General features: G+C 53.9%; 19 protein-coding genes. 18 read left to right on the top strand and 1 reads right to left on the bottom strand.

Annotation, left to right across the window (positions count from 1 at the left end):
• The 5 genes from BLO51_RS27325 to BLO51_RS27305 form a co-directional block, all read left to right on the top strand.
• Positions 1-1672 (top strand): DNA polymerase (locus BLO51_RS27325; protein ID WP_090677072.1); only part of this gene is annotated, 1672 nt, incomplete at its 5' end.
• A gap of 15 nt (positions 1673-1687) precedes the next feature.
• Positions 1688-2278 carry a hypothetical protein gene (locus BLO51_RS27320; RefSeq protein ID WP_090677071.1) on the top strand — a complete coding sequence of 197 codons (591 nt, stop codon included), beginning with the start codon at positions 1688-1690 and terminating at the stop codon, positions 2276-2278.
• A 1-nt stretch (position 2279) separates the two neighbouring features.
• Positions 2280-3986: a DNA cytosine methyltransferase gene (locus BLO51_RS27315; protein ID WP_090677069.1), complete on the top strand. Its 1707-nt coding sequence runs from the start codon at positions 2280-2282 to the stop codon at positions 3984-3986.
• Positions 3987-4234: 248 nt separating this feature from the next.
• The gene (locus BLO51_RS27310) at positions 4235-5356 is read left to right on the top strand and encodes a DEAD/DEAH box helicase (protein ID WP_245719855.1); all 1122 of its coding nucleotides are present in this window, start codon (positions 4235-4237) and stop codon (positions 5354-5356) included.
• A gap of 127 nt (positions 5357-5483) precedes the next feature.
• Positions 5484-6470, top strand: coding sequence for a DNA-methyltransferase (locus BLO51_RS27305; protein ID WP_090677065.1), 987 nt, complete (start codon positions 5484-5486; stop codon positions 6468-6470).
• A gap of 7 nt (positions 6471-6477) precedes the next feature.
• On the opposite strand, the gene BLO51_RS27300 is transcribed toward BLO51_RS27305, so the two are convergent.
• Complete coding sequence (locus BLO51_RS27300) at positions 6478-6684, bottom strand: hypothetical protein (protein ID WP_245719854.1); 207 nt, start codon at positions 6682-6684, stop codon at positions 6478-6480.
• A 53-nt stretch (positions 6685-6737) separates the two neighbouring features.
• On the opposite strand from BLO51_RS27300, the gene BLO51_RS27295 reads away from it, so the two are divergent.
• The 13 genes from BLO51_RS27295 to BLO51_RS27235 all read left to right on the top strand — a co-directional run.
• A complete protein-coding gene (locus tag BLO51_RS27295; RefSeq protein WP_090677062.1) occupies positions 6738-9086 on the top strand; it encodes a virulence-associated E family protein in 2349 nt (782 codons plus the stop codon).
• Positions 9087-9632: 546 nt separating this feature from the next.
• Positions 9633-11009, top strand: a complete 1377-nt coding sequence (locus BLO51_RS27285) for a DEAD/DEAH box helicase (RefSeq protein WP_090677058.1) — start codon at positions 9633-9635, stop codon at positions 11007-11009.
• A 4-nt stretch (positions 11010-11013) separates the two neighbouring features.
• Positions 11014-11184, top strand: a complete 171-nt coding sequence (locus BLO51_RS29555) for a hypothetical protein (RefSeq protein ID WP_167670357.1) — start codon at positions 11014-11016, stop codon at positions 11182-11184.
• Between the two features lie 40 nt (positions 11185-11224).
• Complete coding sequence (locus BLO51_RS29550; protein WP_342672490.1) at positions 11225-11383, top strand: DUF6877 family protein; 159 nt, start codon at positions 11225-11227, stop codon at positions 11381-11383.
• Between the two features lie 332 nt (positions 11384-11715).
• Positions 11716-12000 (top strand): hypothetical protein, encoded by a 285-nt coding sequence (locus tag BLO51_RS27275; protein WP_090677055.1) that lies wholly within the window; start codon positions 11716-11718, stop codon positions 11998-12000.
• A gap of 75 nt (positions 12001-12075) precedes the next feature.
• On the top strand, positions 12076-12693 hold the full coding sequence (locus BLO51_RS27270; RefSeq protein WP_245719853.1) for an RNA polymerase subunit sigma-24: 618 nt from the start codon (positions 12076-12078) through the stop codon (positions 12691-12693).
• A gap of 184 nt (positions 12694-12877) precedes the next feature.
• Positions 12878-13144, top strand: a complete 267-nt coding sequence (locus BLO51_RS27265) for a hypothetical protein (RefSeq protein ID WP_090677054.1) — start codon at positions 12878-12880, stop codon at positions 13142-13144.
• 287 nt (positions 13145-13431) lie between these two features.
• Positions 13432-14223, top strand: a complete 792-nt coding sequence (terS, locus tag BLO51_RS27260) for a phage terminase small subunit (RefSeq protein WP_090677052.1) — start codon at positions 13432-13434, stop codon at positions 14221-14223.
• Complete coding sequence (locus tag BLO51_RS27255) at positions 14220-15674, top strand: AAA family ATPase (RefSeq protein WP_090677050.1); 1455 nt, start codon at positions 14220-14222, stop codon at positions 15672-15674. Before terS ends, BLO51_RS27255 begins: the two co-directional genes overlap by 4 nt.
• Positions 15675-15690: 16 nt before the next feature.
• Positions 15691-16983: a phage portal protein family protein gene (locus BLO51_RS27250; RefSeq protein ID WP_090677047.1), complete on the top strand. Its 1293-nt coding sequence runs from the start codon at positions 15691-15693 to the stop codon at positions 16981-16983.
• Positions 16970-17755, top strand: a complete 786-nt coding sequence (locus tag BLO51_RS27245) for a minor capsid protein (protein ID WP_090677044.1) — start codon at positions 16970-16972, stop codon at positions 17753-17755. The genes BLO51_RS27250 and BLO51_RS27245 overlap by 14 nt, the downstream gene beginning before the upstream one ends.
• 14 nt (positions 17756-17769) lie before the next feature.
• Positions 17770-17982 carry a hypothetical protein gene (locus BLO51_RS27240; protein ID WP_090677075.1) on the top strand — a complete coding sequence of 71 codons (213 nt, stop codon included), beginning with the start codon at positions 17770-17772 and terminating at the stop codon, positions 17980-17982.
• Positions 17983-17997: 15 nt separating this feature from the next.
• Positions 17998-18210, top strand: a 213-nt coding sequence (locus tag BLO51_RS27235; protein WP_217266801.1) for a hypothetical protein, incomplete at its 3' end; no start/stop codon positions are given.

The raw sequence follows: 18210 nt of genomic DNA, 5'->3' as shown, positions 1-18210 counted from the left end.
CACGGCCGTCCATGCGCTGACGCTCGGGCTGCCGGGTTATCTGGAGGGCGTGGCCGAGGTGTTGAAGCTTGAGGCCCAGAAGGACGCTAAGGGCAAGGCGCTGATCAAGTATTTCAGCGTCCCGTGCAAGCCGACGAAGACGAACGGCGGCCGCACAAGGAACTATCCACACCATGCGCCAGACAAGTGGGAGGATTACAAAGCCTACAATCGACAGGATATTGTTGTTGAACGGGAGATCCGTCGGAAGCTGGAGCGCTTCCCGGTGCCCGCGCACGAATGGCGGCTGTGGGCCCTCGATCAACAAATCAACGACCGGGGCGTCCGGCTCGATCCGGTTCTAGTCCGGCAGGCGCTTGCCTGCGATGAGCAGTACGAGGTGCGGCTGCTGCAGGAGGCCCGGGAGATTACTGGGCTTGATAATCCGAACAGCTTGCAGCAGCTCAAGGGCTGGCTGGCGGACCGTGGGCTGGAGACGCCGGACGGGCTGTCCAAAGAGTACATGCCTGTGCTGCTGGATGCGGCGCCGGACGACGAGGCGCGCCGGGTGCTGGGGCTGCGGCAGGAGATGGGCAAAACAAGCGTCGACAAATACAACGCCATGGCAAGGACGATCTGCGCCGACGACCGGGCACGCGGGCTGCTGCAGTTCTGCGGAGCTAACCGTACGTGGCGGTGGGCCGGGCGGCTCATTCAGGTGCAGAACCTACCGAAGAACGAGATCGAGGATGATCTGGCTCTGGCGCGGGAAACGCTCCGAAATGGCGACTTTGAGATGCTGGAGCTGATGTTCGGCGCGCCGCCGTTTGTTTTATCTCAGCTTATCCGGACCGCTTTCATTCCGTCATCCGGCTGCCGGTTCATCGTCAGCGACTTCTCGGCCATCGAGGCCCGCGTCATCGCTTGGCTGGCGGATGAACACTGGGTTCTGGACGTATTCAGGGGACACGGCAAGATTTATGAGGCCACGGCAGCGCAGATGTTTGGTATTCCGTTCGAGACGATCGTCAAGGGCCATGAGAATTACCGATACCGCGCGCCTGGGAAGGTTGCAGTACTGGCTTGCGGCTTTCAAGGCGGACCGAATGCCATGGAGAACATGGACAAGAAGAAGGAAATCCCACCAGAAGAATACCCAGTTCACGTGAAAAAGTGGCGTAACGCCAACCCGAATATCGTCAAGCTCTGGTATGCTACCGAGAAAGCGGCTGTAAAGGCTGTACAGGAGAAAACGACCGTTAAACTCAAGCACGGGGTCCAATACCGCTACGAGTCGGGCGTGCTTTTCGCCGATCTGCCGAGTGGCCGGAGTCTGGCCTACGTGAACCCGCGGATCAAACCGGACCCGAATTTTGGCAAGGATGGTATCGTCTTTGACGGCATGGACCAGGTTAAGAAGAAATGGATGTCACACCGGACGTACGGCGGCCGGTTGGTAGAGAACCTTGTGCAGGCGATTGCGCGGGATTGCTTGGCTGAGAGCCTGATGCGGCTGGATGCCGAAGGCTACAAGATCGTAATGCACGTACATGACGAGGCAGTGCTGGACGTGCCGATCGGGACCGGCTCCGTGGAACATGTGACGGAGATCATGAGCCGGTCGATCGACTGGGCGCCGGGGCTGCCGCTTAAGGCAGCCGGGTTTGAGTGTGATTTCTATCAGAAGGATTAATAGGAGGTCCATATAATGGCTATTAAGAAAAGCGATTTAAGAGAATTTATTGAAAATAAGGCACGACAAAGAAAAGATGTTCTGCGGAAAGCGGTCCATGCTGAGGTTAAGTCTGTTGTCAAACCGATTGTTTTCGAAGCCTATAAAGAGGCGGACACAGTCGAACGTCAAGCTCAATTGTTCCATGATTCCTTTCTTAGCCTGATCGAGCGGTATAACCGGTTCGACGTCTGGCGTATGAAGAGTATCATTTCTGACATTAACGGGCATGTAATTAGCTTAAGATCAGATATCGTCCAACATGAAACAAGTCTCATCTCTCATAACTTACTTGATCGGGGAACAAACGGATTAATGGAAGAACTGCAGCCAGCTGTTGAGAAACTTAAAACGAAGCTCGCTGCGAAAATTTCCGAATACCGTGATTTGGTTAAGTTGACTGAGGAGATCCTGACCATCATCGACTCTTGTCACAATGGGGATAAGGCTTACAAGCGGCTCGAAGAATTGGGCGTCGACCTGAAGGGATTTAAAACAGAAAACTCAAATCTGCCGGCTGTTATCAAGCTTTCGGCAAATGTTTGCCTGCTAAACGGGGAATGTTGATATGACAGAACTTTTCATAGACAACTTCGCCGGGGGTGGCGGCGCATCGACTGGCATTGAGATCGCGATCGGGCGCAGCGTCGACGTGGCGATCAACCACGATCCAGCTGCCATCGCTATGCACGAGGCGAATCATCCGAACACAAAGCATTACTGCGAGTCGGTCTGGGACGTTTCTCCGCGGGAGGTAACCGGCGGCCGCCCGGTCGCCCTCTGCTGGTTCTCGCCGGACTGCACGCATCATAGCAAGGCCCGGGGAGGAAAGCCCCGGGAGAAGGGCATCCGAGGTCTGGCTTGGGTGGCTGTCCGCTGGGCAGCAACAGTACGACCGAGGGTTATCATGCTGGAGAACGTTGAGGAGTTTCAGGATTGGGGCCCGCTTGATAAAGAAGGGCGGCCGATCAAAGAGAAGAAGGGCTGGACGTTCAAGCTCTTCATTAAAACGTTGAGGAAGCACGGCTATGAGGTGGAATGGCGCATTCTCCGCGCTTGCGACTATGGAGCGCCGACCATTCGTAAACGGTTGTTTATGATCGCCCGTTGCGACGGGAAGCCGATTGTCTGGCCGGAGCCGACACATACGGCTGAGCGGGTAACAATTCGCGCGGGTAGTCCGCTGCCGTATCGAGTCGCAGCCGACTGCATCGACTGGTCCATTCCAGTACCTTCAATCTTTGAACGGAAAAAGCCGCTCGCGCCAAACACAATTCGGCGGATTGCCCGGGGGATCGACAAGTTCATTATCAAGGTGGCCGAGGCTGGCAAAGTGCCTTTTATGGCACCATTTATTACTCGAATCGGACAAACGGGATACGGCGGGGATCGGCTGCAGTATGAGCTGGATAAGCCTTTGACCACGATTACAACGAAGAACGAGCACATGCTGGTTTTACCGCATATTACCAAGTTCCGGGGCGGTGCAACAGGACATGCGATTGATGAACCCCTACACACGATCACGTCCGGCGCGGGTTCGGTTCGGCCGGCGGGTGCGGCGCACGCAATGGGCATTGTCACAGCTTCGATGATCAAGCACTATGGCGGCGGATATAATGGCGGGGGTAACTCAGTGGAGGAACCACTATCGACCATCACGACGACCGACCACAACGCCCTCCTATGCACCAACTTGATCCAGTACCATACGGAAACGCGAAACAGTGAGGTGCGGGGCCAAACGTTGGATCAGCCACTCATGACGCTGGATACTTCCAATCGGTACGGGATCGTCTCTTCGCACCTGATTAAGTTCCGCGGGGACAATATCGGCAGCCACATGGCTGATCCGGTCCCGACGATCACCGCTGGCGGCATGCACATCGGCGCCGTCTACGCCTTCATGGTCGCGTATTACGGCAACAGCGTTGGGCGGGCAGCGGACGATCCGCTCGGCACGGTAACGACTCACGACCGGTTCGGTCTCGTTCTGGTGCACATTCAAGGCGTCCCGTATGTGATCGTTGACATCGGCATGCGTATGCTGACCCCGCGTGAGCTGTACCGGGCGCAGGGCTTTCCGGATTCGTACATTATTGATCCAATATTCAACGGCAAGCCATTCACGCAGGCGGAGCAGGTGGCGAAGTGTGGGAATTCAGTGTCACCCGTCATTCCGGCTACGCTGGTCCGGGCCAATTTACCTGAACACTGCGTGCCGGAGATGACGGATCGATATTCGAAGGCAGATTGGGAGGCGATGCTGGCGTGAATTCATACGATTCCTTCATTAGTAATAAGCGTGCCGTCATACCTCCGAGCGGGTTCAATGTCGACCGTGACGAGCTACACGGCAGCTTGTTCGACTTCCAACGTGATCTTGTCCGGTGGGCGTTGCGGCGCGGGCGAGCAGCAATCTTCGCCGGGACCGGGCTTGGTAAGACTCGCATGCAGATTGAGTGGGCAATGAACGTTCATCGGCTCACTGGCGGCGACGTTCTCCTGCTTGCGCCGCTCGCCGTGGCGGCCCAGACAGTCCGCGAAGGCGCGGAGCTCGGCTACGAAATTACGATGTGCCGCAGCCAGGACGATGTCCGATCGGGGCTAAACATAGCCAATTATGAGATGCTGCATAAATTCGAGCCGGTGCTGTTTGACGGCGTGGTACTGGACGAGAGCTCCATCCTGAAATCGTTCACTGGCAAGCTGCGGACAGAGCTAATTGAGTCATTTGCCTTCACGCCGTATCGTCTCGCTTGCACGGCGACGCCGGCACCAAACGATTACATGGAAATCGGCAATCATGCGGAATTCCTCGGCGTCATGGGCCGATCGGAGATGCTGTCCATGTTCTTTGTACACGACGGCGGGGAGACGCAAAAATGGCGGCTGAAGGGTCACGCCGAGGAATCGTTCTGGCGTTGGGTAGCAAGCTGGGGCGTTGTGCTGGAGAAACCGTCCGATCTTGGATATACGGACGACGGCTATAATCTCCCACCTCTTACAATCACCGATCACGTGATTGAGGTTGACGGGGAGCCTGCCAAAACGCTGTCGGAACGGCAACGGGCTAGGCGGGAAACAGTGGAGCAGCGCGTGGCTACCTGCGCTGAAATCGTTAACGTAACCGATCGGCCTTTCTTGGTCTGGTGCGATCTTAACGTTGAATCTGAAACGCTGGCAGCGGCGATTCCGGGGGCTGTTGAGGTAAAAGGATCAGACAAAGCGGCCCATAAGGAACAGGCAATGCTCGACTTTGCTGCCGGCAAGATCCGAGTCCTGGTCACCAAACCTTCAATCGCCGGATTCGGGATGAACTGGCAGCACTGCGCGGAAATGGCGTTCGTCGGATTGTCAGACAGTTTCGAACAGGTTTTCCAAGCAGTTCGGCGCTGCTATCGCTTCGGCCAGACTCAGCCAGTGAATGTAACAATGATCACGTCGTCCCGGGAGGGCGCGACGGCCGAGAACATCAAGCGGAAGGAAGCTGACTTCCGGAAGATGGTCGCGGAAATGGTCCAGTACACCAAAGACATCACGTCAGAGTCGATCCGGCGGGCGGATCGCGACGTGGCCGAGTATGAGCCGCAGCGACCGATCGTCATCCCAACGTGGTTAAGGAGTGAGCGGTGTGCGGTCTAAGAAAAAGCACGAAACGAAAGATGCTTGCGTCTTTTGTGGGAAAGTGGGCGAATGGACCGTGGAAGACGAGGATGGAAGCCCGATTTGTGATGACTGTAATAACGAGATGAGCGAGGAGGGTTAACATTTGCAGCAACAGGTTAATGCGATCGACCAAGTCATTGAACCCGATTTTGCCCTTTATAACGGCGACTGTGTAGAAATTACACGCGGTTTGCCTGACAACAGCATTCATTATTCGATCTTCAGTCCGCCGTTCGCCAGCCTGTACACCTATTCGAATAGTGACCGAGATATGGGGAACTGCCGGAGCGATGGCGAGTTTTTCGAGCACTTTCGTTTTCTGATTCGAGAATTGTTCCGGATTACGATGCCTGGGCGACTAGTGAGTTTCCACTGCATGAACCTACCGACGAGCAAGACGCATCACGGTTACATTGGCATCCGGGATTTCCGGGGAGAGCTGATTCGGGCATTCGAGGCCGAGGGTTGGATTTACCACTCCGAGGTCTGCATCTGGAAGGACCCGGTCGTCGCACAGCAGCGAACGAAGGCGCTCGGCCTGCTCCATAAACAGATTGTCAAGGATAGCGCAATGAGCCGCCAAGGCATTCCTGATTATCTGGTTACGATGCGGAAGCCTAGCACCAACCCCGAGCCGATCAGCGGTGAATTCGAGGAGTTCGTCGGCGAGGGGCTGGATGTAAGCCGGGAGGCGTACGAACGGCATGCGGCCGAAGTCCGGGCGGACGGCCGGGAGCCATGGCCGTTTGAAATGTGGCGCAGCGTGTTTGTTTGGCAGAAATATGCCTCTCCGGTCTGGATGGACATAAACCCAAATAATACGCTCCAGTACCGCAGCGCCCGCGACGAGAAGGATGAAAAACACATTTGCCCGCTGCAGCTCGACGTGATTGCCCGGGGCGTGGAGCTTTGGAGTAACCCGGGGGATATCATTTTCTCGCCGTTCACCGGCATCGGAAGCGAGGGCTATCAGGCGATCAAGATGGGACGGCGGTTTGTCGGGGTGGAGCTCAAGGAGAGCTATTATAAGACGGCCATCAACAATCTAAGGATGGCCGTGGATGAGGCTTTTGACGAATTGCTGGGGTAAATGGATCTCAGCGTATCCGAAATTCGCAAGTTTCTTTTAAATATTTTGCCCCATTGATAGTAACCGAGTGCTCTGTTTGGGCTTCAATAGGACCACCATAGTCAAGAATACGGCCGTTCTGCCAAACGGTAACATCACTTTTATTGAATATAGCGGCGGCAATTTGTTCGGGTGTGATAAGAAGAAATCCAGATTTAAACATGACCGGAATCACCTCGCATTAATAATACCAAAATGGAAGCTTTTCGAGAATAAGGAAGTGAAAACATGCAGGAACTCGACATTAGCTTCGGCAAGCACCGGGCCGACACAAACTGGAAACCTGAATATCTGACATGGGACGAATTCGTCGACCGGCTGCGGAAGGTCCGGCGGACGGCTGAGACGATGTTGCAGTATGACGCCATGCACAACATCGGTCGAGGCAAGGTCAAGGACGGGCCCGCTTTCGTTGGTGGGCTTGTCCGGGGCGGCCGCCGGAAGAAGGAGAACGTCGATACGCGCAGCCTGATTACGCTGGACGTGGACCGCGCGGACGATGCTTTCCTATTCACGGCCGAGCTGGTGCTGGGTGGCTGCGCCTATGTCGTGTACTCTACGCACAGCCATCGGCCACAGAAGCCGAAATACCGTCTGATTGTGCCGGCTGATCGCACCATGACGCCGGACGAATATGCCGCCGTCAGCCGGAAGCTGGCGGAGCAGATCGGCATGGGCTACTTCGACAAGACGACGTTCGAGGTTCATCGGCTCATGTATCTGCCGAGCTGCAGCAAAGATGCGGAGCCGGTGCTGGAGATTTATGAGGGCGATCCGCTGGGCGTTGACGGCTTGCTGGCGGAGTACGACGACTGGCAGGACGTCATGCAGTGGCCCCGGCATCCGGATGCAAAGGCTGGGCCGCAGCTCGGCGGGAAAAAGGCGCAGGACCCGCGGGAGAAGCACGGCACGATCGGCCTGTTCTGCCGGGCGTTTACGATCGAGGAAGGCATCGACACGTTCCTTTCCGACATCTATGTCCCCGGCTCCATGCCGAATCGCTACACGTACACCGCCGGGACCAGCGGGAGCGGGCTGGAGGTCTATCCAGATCAAGACCTTGCCTATTCGCACCAGGACAGCGATCCGGTCGCCGACAGCCGGACGTACAACCTATTCGACCTCGTGCGGGTTCACAAGTTCGGCCATCTCGACGAACGGGTCAAGGAACATACGCCAGACGCCAAGAAGCCCAGTCATGTGGCGATGGAGCACTTCGTGGCCAGACTGCCGGAAGTCAAGCGGCTGAAAATGGATGAGCTCCAGGATACGTTCGGGGAGATGGACGACGGGCTTGAAAATGAAGATGACGAAGAGGAGTCCGAGGACTGGAAGGAAAAGCTGGAGCTGCACCATAAAACCGCGGAGCCCCTTCCCACGGCGGGAAACATAGAGCTGATCCTTTCGCATGACGTTTGGCGTGACGTGCTGGCTTACGATGCGTTCGGGAATGCGGAGGTCATCCGGAAGCCGTTGCCATGGCGGGATCTCGAGCGGCCGCACAAGGAATACGAGCCATGGCTGGGCGCTGATGACAAGCGGCTGCAGCACTGGTTTTCGAAGATTTACGGCATCCGGGCAGCGACGACGGTACACAACGCATTTACGGAAGTCGTTCATATGAATAAATTCCATCCGATCAAGGGGTACATTGAGGCGTTTAAGTGGGATGGAATACCGCGTATCGAGACTGTGTTTATCGATTACTTGGGGGCCGAGGATACCCATTACACCCGGCAGGTGACGCGGAAGATACTGCTGGCGGCTGTCGCCCGGCTTTATCGCCCAGGCTGCAAGTTCGACGAAATGCTGGTGCTGGTTGGCCCGCAGGGGGCTGGCAAAAGCAGCTTGCTGGCGAAGCTTGGCCGGGCCTGGTTCTCTGACAGCCTTCGGACATTCGAGAACAAGGAGGCCGGCGAGCACCTGCAGGCGGGGTGGATCTTCGAGATCGGCGAGCTGTCGGCCATGAAGAAATCCGAAGTAGATGAAGTCAAGGCGTTTCTCTCGAAGACAGAGGACCGGTATCGGGTGGCTTACGATCGACAGGTATCGGAGTTTCCGCGAAAATGCGTCTTTTTCGGGACGACGAACACGCGGGATTTTCTGAGAGATGAGACCGGAAACCGCCGTTTCTGGCCCGTAGACGTTGATCCGGCGCGGGCACGGCTCAGCCATTGGGAGCATCTTACGGATGAGGTTGTGGGGCAAATCTGGGCGGAGGCGCTGCACCTATACAAGGCGGGGGAATCCTTGGCGCTGGATCGGAAGGCTGCTGAGGAAGCGAAGCAGCAGCAGGCTGCACACTTGGAGATCGACCCGCGGGAGGGGACCATTCAGGAGTGGCTGGAGACCCCTGTGGAGGACGAGTTTGGCGGAGAGCCGTATACGCATAGGCGCGTATGCGCCGCAATGATCTGGGCGGAAGCACTGCACAATAGAACTGGCGCAATGACGAAGTGGGAGGCCCGCAGTATTTGTGACATCATGCGCCGCATGCCGGGGTGGAAAGAACTACCGGGCCGGGTCCGCGTACCGGGGTATGGGCAACAAACCGCGTTTGATAAGGTGATTCCTTAAGGAGATCGTCAATGCATCATAATGAATCACTCCTTGATGCATGTGATACGTCAAAAAATCCGTAATGTATCGCCTTAACGAATCGGAAAAAGCCAGCCGTACCAAGGGTTTAGACCCTGCTGATTCATATGATACATCGTATTTCTACTTAATAATAATAATTAAATTAACCTAGGAAAAGTAAATAGGGTATATACGTAAATCCTAGGTTAAACGTGAACACGTCTATACGCGTGCGTGTGTAATCATCACTCAGGAGGAAAACTATATGTGTGAGTCAGCTATAGAAGCCCGCCTGGTACGAGAGGTGGAACGAATCGGTGGGCTCGCCCCAAAATGGGTAAGCCCTGGGAATAACGGCGTGACCGACCGGCTCGTGATCCTGCCGAATGGTGTGACTGTGTACGTCGAAACCAAGGCCCCCGGGAAGCCTCTTAAACCATTGCAGCGGAAATGGGCGAAGGAACTCACGAAACGAGGCCATCGCCATTACAAGATTGATTCGGTCGAAGACATCGATCGGTTCATAGCGGAGGTGAGCGGAGGTTGAAGTATAATCCGCATCAGTATCAGGGATACGCGACGGAGCGCATTCTGGACACGAATTATATCGCGTTATTACTGGAGATGGGTTTGGGCAAAACAGTCTCCACGCTAACAGCGATTGACCGCTTGCTGAACGACTATTTCGACGCTGAACGCGTGCTGGTGATCGCACCGCTGCGAGTAGCGGACGATACATGGGCCCGTGAAGTCGAGAAATGGGATCATCTCCGACACTTGCGGATCTCGAAGGTACTGGGCAGCGTCGCTATCCGCCGGAAAGCGCTAAAAGTCGATGCCGATATCTACGTGATCAATAGGGAAAACGTTGAATGGCTTGTGAGTGAATACGGCAGCAGGTGGCCGTTCGACACGGTCGTGATCGATGAACTGTCCAGTTTCAAGAATCCGCAGGCGAAGCGGTTCAAAGCCCTGCGACGTGTACGGCCGATGATGAAACGGGTGATCGGCCTGACCGGGACACCAGCGCCAAATAGCCTCATGGACCTTTGGCCGCAAATTTACCTGCTGGATCAAGGAGAGCGGTTGGGCAAAACGATAACCGGTTTCCGCGATCGATATTTTACGCCCGGCGCCCGTAGCGGTCATGTCGTTTACGACTGGAAACAGAAAAAAGAGGCCGAGCAGCGAATTTACGAGGCCATAAGCGATATTGCTGTCAGCATGAAGGCCGAGGATTGGTTGGAGCTGCCGGAACGGATTGACCGCGTCGTGCCGGTCAAGTTGTCGCAGGAAGCCCGGGAGCTGTACAAAAAACTAGAGCGTGACTTGCTTCTGGAATATGCCGACGCCGACGTTATCGCCCAAACGGCTGCCGTCCTTTCGAACAAGCTTCGGCAAATGGCCTCCGGCGCCGTGTATGACGAGGATCGAGGGATCAAAGAGATCCACGAGGCCAAGCTGGATGCGCTGGAGGATATCATCGAGGCGGCGCAGGGGAAGCCGGTCATGGTGTTTTACGACTTCAAACATTCCCTTTCTCGTATCCAACAGCGGTTCCCGCAAGCCAGGACACTGCGAAAGGGGAAGGATGGGAGCGAAGATATTCGGGCTTGGAATAACGACGAGATCCCATTGCTTTTACTTCATCCGAAGTCAGCCGGCCACGGTCTCAACCTGCAGGAGTCGAGCTGCCAAACGATTGTCTGGTACGACCAGATATGGAGCCTCGAAGAGGACCAGCAGGCCAACGCCCGGGTTCACCGGCAGGGTCAGACCCGGCGAATTGTTGTCATGCGGCTTGTGTCCGAGGGCACGATGGACGAAGAAACGGTCGACGCACTGGAGCGAAAAGCCACAGGACAAAATGAGCTGATGGAAGCCGTGAAGGCGAGAATTCAAAAGGTGAAAGGGGCATAGGGCAATGACCAAACAACGACATGTCGGCCAGTCCTTTCGTGCGGTAGTAATGCCGATCAAAATCAAAAATGGTATCCCGACCGTGATTTCTCTCGGTGGGCAAGTCTATATTTTGCAAGGCAAAGATCAGTTCAGAGGTGAAAATGGGGGTAACATGGGGGTCAAGGAAAGTTAATCTGAATGAACAGGCGGTGTGCGTAGTGAAAGAAAACCCGATGCAAGAAATCCTTGAACTATCCAATCAACTGCCTTTGGAGGTTTTGCAAGATATCAACCAACGTATAGGTGACTGGCTCGCAATGGACGGTAAAGATGATGACCCATACATCGAACAGCAATTGCGGTTCGCGAAACGATTTATAGTTTCTCAATGAATTCGAAGGACATAGGAGGTCTTTAAGTGCCAGTAATCAAGCATGAAGCCAAGATCGGCCGCAATGAACCAATGCCGAGCATCTGCAAAATCTGCGCATCAGTTTTTAAATGCCGGGGTGAAGTAAGTGACACGCCGCAAGAGAATCCGTGCTTTGTCGAGAAAGACGTATCGATGTATTCCGAAGAGATGAAAAAGCGGATTCTCTCATATCAGCCGTTCACAAACTCGAAGCGGACCGTTCAAACCATTTGTGACAAATTCGCTCACTTAAGAAGCCACCGAATCACTTACAAGCGATGATTGAATACGAAAATACACAGGGAGGTAAACATGGAAGAACCGAAAATTAGGATCATTGGCGGAAGAATCCAGCAAAAGAAGTTGACTTCATCGCTTGATGAGCGGGTCTTTGCTGCTGGCAAGGCGCACATTTGGCTTTCCATGCTGAAGGATAAAATGGTTCCAGTTCGATGGTATAAGCCGAATAAGAACGGAACGAAAATTAAATTCATTTACCCGCAAACTCAAAAGGAATGGGACGATTCGTTTTCTGAACTAAAGGCCTTCATTGCAACTACTAACGAAAAGCATGGAATGGATATGCGTATCGAGTGATGGAAGGATGAGAATTCTGGATTCGGCTGCTTTCTTCGGTGAAAGCCTGAATCGAAACAGTGAGGAGGCGGACAATTGGCAAAAGACTATGAGCAAGCAGTTATCAAACAGCTTCAAGAATACAGGCGCATTGTCGCAAGGATGAAGGTACTCGAAAAGTACCCGATCGGCAACGGAATGTCGCTGAACGTTGTAAACGAGGACGACAAGCTTCAGGAGCTGCACCGACAGCTCCGCGGGCTGCCAACGTACATGTACTTGACCAAGCGAGAGCAGCAGCTGGAGTCGGTTGCCCATGCTTACCTGACGCGGTATCCGGCCGGGACGCGGTCGCAACTGGCGTCCGTCCCGCCTTCCGGCGCTGATGCCGAAGACGAAAAGCTGCTTCGTGAGCTGCGAGGGAAGATCGAGAAAGTGATCGAGGCGCGCGCGGGCCACTTGGACGACTTCGAGGCCGCCATCGAACGAATCAGTGAGCTGCAGGACCTTGAGCAACAGAAACAATATATCGAACACACTTTAAAGGTGTTTGAGGAATACAAGCCGCAGTATGCAAGACTTCTATGGCTTCAATACATCGAGGATAAACCAATCGATGATGTCGTTTCTGAGCTGAGGATTGTTCGAAGAACGTTTGGGCGATGGAGGTCCAAAGCGCTTGAGGAGTACGGGAAACTGATAGGCATGTCTTAATCGTGTCTCAATCATGTCTTAAAAGAGTCCCAAAGATGTCGTATATTTTAGGTTTTAACCGTGCTAAGATAGTACTGTGAATAATTGTATACAGGTGCATTCGATCAAAGTCGTCCATTCATCGGGCGACTTTTTTCGTTTGGGTGAATGTCCCGTAAAATGCCAGGGTGGGGGCTGGGACGATTTGAGCGAAACCAACTCAAACAGTGAGAGGGGCATATTTGTGGGAGCGAGGGAAACGGGACATCCGTTTGAAACTAAGCCTAAAGCGGCGACCATTTATGAAATTTCGGATGACCTAGGCATAACATTGGAGCAGCTATCACTTGAGCTTAGTAAGAATCGATCCGACAAAGAAACGGTATTTAAGCTGTTGGCAAAAGCGAAGATGGACTCAGTGAGCATAAATGGCTTGCTTTACTACAACAAAAGGGACTCTGACGATGCATAAATGATGTATATCGAAGCCGAAAGGCCGTTAACAGCCGCAAACGTTCGCAAGCATTCATTTCCTAAGAATGCCGTAACGATGCGGATTTTCGGATTTTTGCATATCGTATACATGTACCATGAATAAACGGTGCATAGTCGTACGGAAGTGCCGAACGTGAGATGCCGCGTGGTTGCGCGGTTCTTAGTTAGTGTCAAGGTGTTATACTTGACCACAAAATAAAAAGTTTGTGAATAAGTCTTTGCATAAACAATGTATAACCTCTTGGAGGTGAGGTGACTTATGTAATGCCAAGAGTGCGCGACCCAAAGCGGTCCGAAGCCGAAAAGTTATATCTGGAGAGCTTCGGGCAACTCGATCTTGTGAAAATTGCCGAGAAGCTTGGTATATCCGATGGAACCGTCCGCGGGTGGAAAAGCAAGGATAAATGGGACACAAAATTGAATGGAACGCTCCAAACGAAAGAACGGAGCGCTCCGAAAGATACGGAACGTTCCAAACGCGGGGCACCGAAAGGGAATAAGAATGCGCTTGGGAATCGAGGAGGCGTTGGAGGTCCCTTACGAAATGGCAAAGCGGTATCTCATGGGCTATTTCGCAAATTCCTTCCGGACGACGAGGAGACCCGAGAGATATACGACAACGTAGGGCAGATGGACTCTCTCGATCTGCTTTGGGAAAATATCCAAATTAAGTTTACGGCCATTATTCGGGCACAAAAAATTATGTTTGTGCGAGATCAGGACGATCGTACAGAAGTCTTGAAACGAAAGAAACGAACCGATACCGGATGGGAAGATGAATTTGAGCTGCAGCATGCTTGGGATAAGCAGGCAACCTTTCTGCAAGCTCAGGCCAGGGCTATGACCACTCTCACATCAATGATTCGCCAGTACGAGGAGATGTGCCGCCAAGGTTGGGCGGATGAGGAGCAAAAGCTGCGTATTGAAAAGTTGAAGGCTGAGGTCGACAACATCAAAGGCGGCGGCAAGAACCAGGAATCCGAGAATTGGGCTGATGCACTCATGGAAGTGGCTGAACGTAGGCGGGCGAAGGTGAGCGAAGGTGAGTGGCAATGAGCAATAAGCCACATAGTGTTGTTGCATCTTTCGTTCAAATCATCGACCTGTACTGGGATGATCCGGTCGCGTTTGCAGAGGACATGCTTGGCTTCGATCCGGATGATTGGCAGAAATCCGCCATGATGGATGTTGCGAATCACCGTTTTACAAGCGTGCGATCGGGGCAAGGGGTTGGAAAGACGGCGTTCGAGGCAGCGCTCGTTATTTGGTTCTTATGCTGCCGGCCAAATCCGAAGGTAGTATGCACAGCTCCGACACGACAACAACTCCATGATGTCCTTTGGGCTGAAGTTGCAAAGTGGCTTGAGTCGTCGATGGTCAAAAACTTGCTCAAATGGACGAAGACGAAGGTATACATGATCGGCCATGAGGAGCGCTGGTTTGCCACAGCTCGCACCGCGACCAAGCCGGAGAACATGGCAGGCTTCCACGAAGATTATATGTTTTTCGTGGTAGACGAGGCTTCCGGCGTCGCTGATCCCATCATGGAGACAATCCTTGGTACGTTGACAGGTCCCGAAAACAAACTGCTGATGTGCGGCAACCCCACGCGAACGGCTGGGATCTTTTATGATTCGCATAACCGTGACCGCTCACGTTTCCGGACGCATAAAGTCGATAGCCGCAAGAGCAAGCGGACAAGCCGCGAAAACATCCAAATGCTCATAGACAAGTACGGCGCCGAGAGTGACGTCGTACGCGTCCGTGTGTATGGCGAGTTTCCTAAAGCTGAGGCTGATGCCTTTATCGCTCTGGAGCTTGCCGAGTTGGCTGCTGGCGCAAAGGTGGAACCTGTTGGCGAAACGCTTCACCTCGGTGTCGATGTCGCGCGCTTTGGAGACGACGAGACGGTCATAGCGCCGCGGATCGGAATGAAAGTGTTCAAGCTAAGATGCTACAACAAGCAGGATACGATGGTCACGGCAGGCCGGGTGATTGCAGTTGCTAGGGAAATGCTTCGAGCCTTCCCACATCTCCGCAAAGTCGAGATTAAAGTCGACGACAGCGGCGTCGGCGGCGGGGTGACGGACCGGTTGAACGAGGTCATTCGGGAAGAACGACTGAATGATTGGACTGTGATACCGATCAACAACGGCTCCAAGCCAACGTACGACGAGGAGGAACACTACGATAACCGCGGTACGGAGACGTGGGCGAATCTACGGGACATCCTCCAAGAGGCTTTTTCGAAACACTTACAGGGGAAGGTTGTTGACGTAGAACTGCCCAATGACGAGCGATTGATCACGCAGTTGACCCAGCGGAAATACCGCATGACGTCGAAAGGCAAGATCGCTCTTGAGCGAAAAGAGGATATGAAAAAACGAGGGCTGGATTCCCCTGACCGGGCAGATGCTGTCGTTTTATCGTTCGTAGAAATCAGGAAAAGAAAGATTAATGCGAAGGTCGTCGGAACGCCTGCGGCAGCCAGCATAGAATCATGGTAATGGGGAGGTGAATCTTTTGGCAGCACAAATGGTCGGGCAGATCGGCTCGCAGCTATTCACGACGTTCACTCTGTTCGACCGGGCTATTGCCAACCCGGACAACGCGAACCTGATGGAGTACGAACGGATGGTAGATACCGACGAAACCGTTGCGGCCGGCATAGAGTTCATGATCTTGTCCACGCTACTCAAGCTGGACCGGTTTACCCACGACAATCCCAGGATACAGGATTTCGTGAATGAAGCGCTGGAGGACATGGCCGGCTCATTGGTTGAGGCGTGCACGGATATCCTCTCGGGCATTTGGGCCGGTTACAGCGGCACGGAGATCGTCTGGAAGCCGTCCGGCAGCCAGATCACCCTCGACTATCTCGCGACCTACCATCCTAGAACCATTCTCTTCAACGTCGACCAGCAAACGGGTCGACTTGATAGGGAATGTCCAATCAAACAGTACCGTTGGTTCTCCGGCAGCCCGGTCGATATCCCAAGAAACAAGGCAATCATCTACACACATAATGTCCGCTTTGGGAATCCATACGGGGTTAGCCAGCTCCGGCGCGTCCGCAAGAACTGGCTTCTGAAGGACCCCGTCTTGAAGATGTGGGTCAACGCCGTGGACAAGTTCGGTGCGCCGACCGTAGCTGCCATGGTGCCTGATGGAGAGATTGACGATCCTCAGAATCCAGAATATAAGATATCGAACATTGAATACATGGCGAGGGTGCTCGCAAACCTCCAAAATGGTACGGGCATTGCTATGGCGTCGGGAACGGCCGAGGAGAATACCGATATCAAGTTTCATTCCCCAGGCGCAGGTATGGGCGATGCGTTTCACATGATCATTACATATGTGAACAAAATGATATTTCGGGGAATGCTGGTGCCGTCGCTTGTCTTTGATGAGGGCCAGCAGTCCGGCTCCTATGCGCTTGGGAAGAGCCATTTCGGCATGTACCAGCTCATACTGGACCGAATATTCAAGAACCTGACAGAGACGCTGCTGGAACAGCTTGTGCGGCCGCTAGTCGAGATGAACTTTGGCCCTCAAAAGAAATTAGGCGAGTTCCCAGAACGCGAAATGAACGATGAGGATATACAAATCCTCTCAAGCGTCTTCCTCCAAATGACGAATGCTGGCTATTTGGACTCTTCAGCCGAGGAAGATTTTCAGCATGTCAGATCAAAGCTCGGCTTCCCTGAACGCAAGCTTGATGCGGAAGCGCAGCGCGAGAAGGTCCGCAACGAATACGCCAAGTACCTGAAAGAGGACGACGATCAGCAGGAGAAGACAGATGAACAAGACTGAGCGCTTTATCAAGAAGTTTCTGGACCGTTCAGAGGATAAACTGCTGATCCGATACGACGCTTGGCTGAAAATGGTGTTCTCCGGCATTCCGATCGGCGCCAGCGAGGTAGAGATCCACCAGTACCATCTTCCGCAGCCGGCCATGCTGTCACAGATACTGCTCCAGCACGCAGCCAGTATGCTTGATGCGGGCCAGGAACATGCAGATGCGGAGAGCATGGCACTGCTGCGAAAACATGGTATGAAGCTCGCGGACCTGCCGATCCTAGACGTGAACCGGGAATTCACCCCAGAAGAGGCCTTCGAGGTGCTGCGCCGCCGCGAGCTGAGGCTTGCCGGCGAGGTAGAGGCTGATTTAGTGACGGCGATCAAGCAGGTACTGTTGGAATATCTCGTTACTGGCGACATGAAGAGCACTCGGGGATCGATAGCCAACCTTTTGGACCAGAACCAAAGGCGCGCCGTGTTGATCGTCACTACGGAGACGACTTACGCTTACAACCGCGGCCGGATCATCTCATACCGTGAGAACCGGGTCGATTATGTTCGCTTTTCGGCCATCTTGGACGGTCGGACGTCGCAGATATGCCATTCACGGCATGGACTTCTCATGGCGATGGACGACCCTTCGCTTGGAGCAAATACGCCGCCAATGCACGGTCGCTGCCGTTCGGTGCTGACGCCGATCTATAGCCGATACGAGCCGGATTTGATCACGAACACGGACTGGGGCAAGGTAGAACCCATACCGAAAGGGTGGAGAACAGGATGAAGGAGAAGATACTCATGCAACCATCTGTTGGACGAATTGTGCATTACCAAAGCCACGGGACTCCGGGCGGGGAGTACAAAAGCGAGCCGCGTGCGGCAATTATTACAGGCGTGGTCGATGAAACCACAGTTCATCTTTGTGTACTGAACCCTACTGGCCAGTTTTTCAATTTGGATGTAAAGCATGGCGACGGACCGGGGCGGTGGAGCTGGCCGCCGCGCGTGTAGGAAAGGAGAAGGGACATGCCGCTCAAAATCCCAGTAGGCCGGATCGGTGAATGGAAACATCCGCAATACGGCCGAATCAAGATGTCGCAGCAGACGTTCGACGACATCAAAAGGAATTTCAAGGAAAAGACGATCGGCCGGGACCCGTTCATTCGCATCGGACATGCAAAATCCGACGACCCTAATTTCGGCAACGCAAAGGCCGAGGGCTGGATCACGGATATTGTG

The sequence above is a fragment of the Paenibacillus tianmuensis genome, assembly GCF_900100345.1.
GTDB classification, from domain to species: domain Bacteria; phylum Bacillota; class Bacilli; order Paenibacillales; family NBRC-103111; genus Paenibacillus_G; species Paenibacillus_G tianmuensis.
This window is presented reverse-complemented; position numbering and strand designations above follow the sequence as displayed.

Bases quoted from the DNA above. Each gene is read 5' to 3' on its own strand.
- BLO51_RS27320 (WP_090677071.1), top strand. From the start codon at position 1,688: ATGGCTATTAAGAAAAGCGATTTAAGAGAATTTATTGAAAATAAGGCA.
- BLO51_RS27315 (WP_090677069.1), top strand. From the start codon at position 2,280: ATGACAGAACTTTTCATAGACAACTTCGCCGGGGGTGGCGGCGCATCG.
- BLO51_RS27295 (WP_090677062.1), top strand. From the start codon at position 6,738: ATGCAGGAACTCGACATTAGCTTCGGCAAGCACCGGGCCGACACAAAC.
- BLO51_RS29555 (WP_167670357.1), top strand. From the start codon at position 11,014: ATGACCAAACAACGACATGTCGGCCAGTCCTTTCGTGCGGTAGTAATG.
- BLO51_RS29550 (WP_342672490.1), top strand. From the start codon at position 11,225: ATGCAAGAAATCCTTGAACTATCCAATCAACTGCCTTTGGAGGTTTTG.
- BLO51_RS27275 (WP_090677055.1), top strand. From the start codon at position 11,716: ATGGAAGAACCGAAAATTAGGATCATTGGCGGAAGAATCCAGCAAAAG.
- terS (WP_090677052.1), top strand. From the start codon at position 13,432: ATGCCAAGAGTGCGCGACCCAAAGCGGTCCGAAGCCGAAAAGTTATAT.
- BLO51_RS27255 (WP_090677050.1), top strand. From the start codon at position 14,220: ATGAGCAATAAGCCACATAGTGTTGTTGCATCTTTCGTTCAAATCATC.
- BLO51_RS27245 (WP_090677044.1), top strand. From the start codon at position 16,970: ATGAACAAGACTGAGCGCTTTATCAAGAAGTTTCTGGACCGTTCAGAG.
- BLO51_RS27240 (WP_090677075.1), top strand. From the start codon at position 17,770: ATGCAACCATCTGTTGGACGAATTGTGCATTACCAAAGCCACGGGACT.